Origin of the sequence: Shewanella sp. SG41-4, assembly GCF_014164505.1 — a bacterium.
Lineage (GTDB): Bacteria > Pseudomonadota > Gammaproteobacteria > Enterobacterales > Shewanellaceae > Shewanella.
Genome location: NZ_JACJFI010000319.1, coordinates 1 through 3,876, shown reverse-complemented (window position 1 = coordinate 3,876; position 3,876 = coordinate 1). Strand labels below are relative to the sequence as shown.

The 3,876-nt window shown below is 39.0% G+C and carries 4 protein-coding genes; 2 read left to right on the top strand and 2 right to left on the bottom strand.

The features are described from left to right. Positions 1–264: LysR family transcriptional regulator (locus H5202_RS18885; RefSeq protein ID WP_182773423.1), on the bottom strand; the 264-nt coding region annotated here is incomplete at its 3' end. A 308-nt stretch (positions 265–572) separates the two neighbouring features. Continuing rightward, on the bottom strand, positions 573–1,538 hold the full coding sequence (cysK, locus tag H5202_RS18880) for a cysteine synthase A (protein WP_182773422.1): 966 nt from the start codon (positions 1,536–1,538) through the stop codon (positions 573–575). Positions 1,539–1,923: 385 nt separating this feature from the next. On the opposite strand from cysK, the gene H5202_RS18875 reads away from it, so the two are divergent. Together H5202_RS18875 and H5202_RS18870 are read left to right on the top strand one after the other, a co-directional pair. Continuing rightward, entirely contained in the window at positions 1,924–3,045 is a 1,122-nt protein-coding gene (locus tag H5202_RS18875) for a beta-ketoacyl-ACP synthase III (RefSeq protein ID WP_182773421.1), read from the top strand. A 37-nt stretch (positions 3,046–3,082) separates the two neighbouring features. Further along, positions 3,083–3,876 (top strand): response regulator (locus tag H5202_RS18870; protein ID WP_259397386.1); only part of this gene is annotated, 794 nt, incomplete at its 3' end.

Here is a 3,876-nt window from a genome sequence, read left to right as displayed (position 1 = left end):
GTGTTGTTCATGCAAACCAAATTGAATTTGTTGTGCATCTTGAAGTAATTGGCGTGCTTTGGGTCTTAACCAATTGCCCCAATGGCTTAGGGTTAGTCGATTGCCTTGTCTAATAAACAGCGGACGGTCTAGTAAATTCTCTAGCTGAGAAAGTGACATACTCACCGCTGATTGGGTCATCGATAACTTTCTTGCAGCTGCGCTCACACTTTCAAGACTGGCTACAGCATCAAAAACGGTAATTTGTTTAAGAGAGTACTTCATTTATGCGCAATGACTCCGGTTAATGATTAATCTAGCCATCAATAAAACTGATAACTTATACAATTGACTTCAATAAGTAGAACGGAAGCAGTTTCTTTAGGCAAGTGACTTATACCAACTTTGCAACTGAGGTTTAACTTTTCTTCTAAATAAAGGAGGGAATTGACAGTGTAATGCTAAATAGTGGCTGTTTGTGCCGTTTAATTAATGGGTTACGTTTTCCCTGAGCTACCAAAAATGACGTTAAACAAAAAAACCAGCCGAAGCTGGTTTTCATAGACAATTGTAGAGTCTATTTATGTAACTTATTACTGCACGTTTTCACTATCATTAAATTCACCAGCAAATAATACTGATGATAAATAACGTTCTGCGGCAGAAGGCAATATAACCACAATAGTTTTGTCAGCAAATTCAGGCAATGCAGCAATACGATTTGCAGCCACAACAGCAGCACCAGAAGAGATACCAACTAAGATACCTTCTTCTTTCATTAAACGACGAGCCATTTCAATAGACTCTTCATTGGTTACCGCTTCAACTCGGTCAATAATAGATAAATCTAAGTTACCAGGGATGAAACCTGCGCCAATACCTTGGATTTTGTGTGGACCAGGTTGAATTGGCTGACCTGCTAATGCTTGCGCAATAACCGGAGAATCAACAGGCTCAACAGCAACAGAGGTAATTGTTTTACCTTGTGCTTTCAAATAACGGCTTACACCTGTTAAGGTTCCGCCAGTACCAACACCAGCCACAAATACATCAACTTCACCATCGGTATCATTCCAGATTTCTGGACCAGTAGTTTTTTCGTGGATTTCTGGGTTAGCAGGATTATCAAATTGGCCAAGCACTAAGTATTTTTCTGGCGCTGATTGGCGAATTTCTTCCGCTTTATCTATGGCACCTTTCATGCCTTTAGCGCCTTCTGTCAGCACTAAGTTTGCACCTAATGCTTTCAGTAGTTTGCGACGCTCTAAACTCATGGTATTTGGCATGGTTAAGGTTAATTTGTAACCACGTGCAGCAGCAACATAAGCAAGTGCTATACCGGTGTTACCAGATGTAGGTTCAATTAACTCGATATCTTTGGTGAGTATGCCTTTCTTTTCAGCATCCCAAATCATATTGGCGCCAATACGACACTTGACGCTAAAGCTTGGATTGCGTGATTCTATTTTTGCTAACACTTTGCCGTTGCTAACGCGGTTTAAGCGAACTAGTGGTGTGTTGCCTAAAGTATATGAATTATCTTCGAAAATTTTGCTCATGGATTATTTGCTCCTATGGTTGCATTGTCTAATCATAATCTGCTCAGCAGGATTTAGAAGTGAAAATTTGTTCTTCTTTATGCTTTTTAGTTATTAAGGAGTTTATTTTTATTCTAAAAACCTTATAGATGCTGCTATATTAGGCTTTTGGAGTCAATTGTCATCATCTAATGGTCTGACCATCAAACAAATTTAATTTAATATGACGAGAATAAATCATAAAATACTAGAATAGCGTTAATAAGCAAAATGTTTCTCTGTCGTGCCACATAATAGATCAGTAAGGTTATCGATAAGCGATGTTAAAACCTTCAGTGATCCATGTCGATGTTTCTGGCACTCAATGAGCTTTCGCTAACTCATTCACTAAAAATGGTAGAGTAAAATGAATAAAGTTGTGATTTCAGGCAGTGGTTTATACACACCACCTTATAGTGTCTCTAACGACGAATTAGTTATTAGCTACAATAGTTATGTAGACCAATTTAATCAACAAAATGCGGCCGAAATTGAGGCCGGAAACACGCAAGCGTTGGCTTATTCGTCAAGTGAGTTTATCGAAAAAGCTTCTGGGATTAAAAGCCGTTATGTCATGGTAAAAGACGGAATTCTTGATATCAATATCATGATGCCGTTAATTGCAGATAGACCTTCTGAGTCGTTGTCTATGCAAGCAGAGATGGGTATTGAAGCTGCTAATCAAGCATTACAGCAAGCAAACCTAACGGCTGAAGACATCGATTTGGTTATTGTGGCGTGTGCTTATACCCAACGAGCTTACCCAGCTATTGCCATTGAAATCCAACAAGCTATGGGCACAAAAGGTTTTGCCTATGACATGTTAGTGGCATGTTCATCGGCTACGTTTGCGATTGTTAATGCCGTTAATGCGATTCGTGGTGGCACAGCTAACAGAGTGTTGGTTATTAATCCTGAATTAACCTCGCCGCAAATCAACTTTCGCGATCGCGATAGCCATTTTATTTTTGGTGATGTTGCTACTGCAGTCGTGGTTGAACGCGAAGAGTTATCGACATCAAAACATGCCTTTAGCGTGTTATCTACGCGCTGTGTAACCGAATACTCTAGTAATATCCGCAGTAATTTTGGCTTTGTTAATCGCTGCGATCCTGAAAATGCAACCACGGCAGATAAGCTGTTTCATCAGCAAGGTCGTAAAGTGTTTAAAGAATTATTGCCAATGATTTACCAACATTTAGATACACAATTTACCGATGAACAAATAAAGCCTGAAGAGTTTAAGCGCTTATGGCTTCATCAAGCCAATATAAACATGAATTTGTTTGTTGTGAAGAAGCTTCTTGGTGTTAATGTTGAACCAACTCAGGCGCCAATCGTCTTAGATGAGTATGCTAATACCGCATCTGCGGGATCGATTATTGCTTTTCATAAATTTAACCAAGATTTTAAAACCGGTGATTTAGGCCTGTTATGCTCATTTGGTGCGGGCTACTCTATCGGCAGTATTGTACTTGAAAAGTGTTAAATAACTCGAATACTACACAATAGTAAAGGTGATAACGTTGCGAGTGTTGATTGTAGAAGATAGCACCACTGTTTCAAAAATATTAAAGCATATGATTGTTCAGGATCTTGGATATCAGGTGGACATTGCGCCTGATATGTCGAGTGCATTAGCTTTTTTAGAAGACCATAAATATTTTGTCGTTGTTGCTGATTTAAATTTACCCGATGCTTCTGACGGAGATATTGTTCGGTTAGTTGCGTCGTATTCGACCCCTTGCATTGTGCTCACCAGTAATTTAGATGCCGCTCAACGTCGAGAAATATTGAAACTGAGCATAGTTGACTATATTCCAAAAGATAAACGTCACAGCTATCAATATGTCGTCAAGTTAATTGACCGACTTTATCGCAATCAAGAAGTTAAAGTATTGGTTGCTGATGATTCGCTAGTGAGTCGTAAATTTGTGAAAATGCTGCTTGAACAATATTTGTTCAAAGTTGTTGAAGCCAATGATGGCGAAGAAGCATTAGCCGTATTAGCAGCGCAGCCTGATATTCAGTTGCTGATCACTGATTACAATATGCCAAAAGTTGATGGTGTTGAACTTGTTTTGCGGGTACGTGAGAAGCTTAATCGTGAAGATATCGCCATTATTGGTTTATCTAATGACAATGATGAAAGTTTGTCGGCCAAGTTTATTAAAAACGGTGCGAATGATTTTTTACAGAAACCTTTCGTGCATGAAGAGTTCCATTGCCGAGTGCTAAACACCCTTGATTCACTCGATATGATGCGTAATTTATGGCGTAAAGCTAATCGTGATTATTTAACTAAAGCCTATACTCGGCG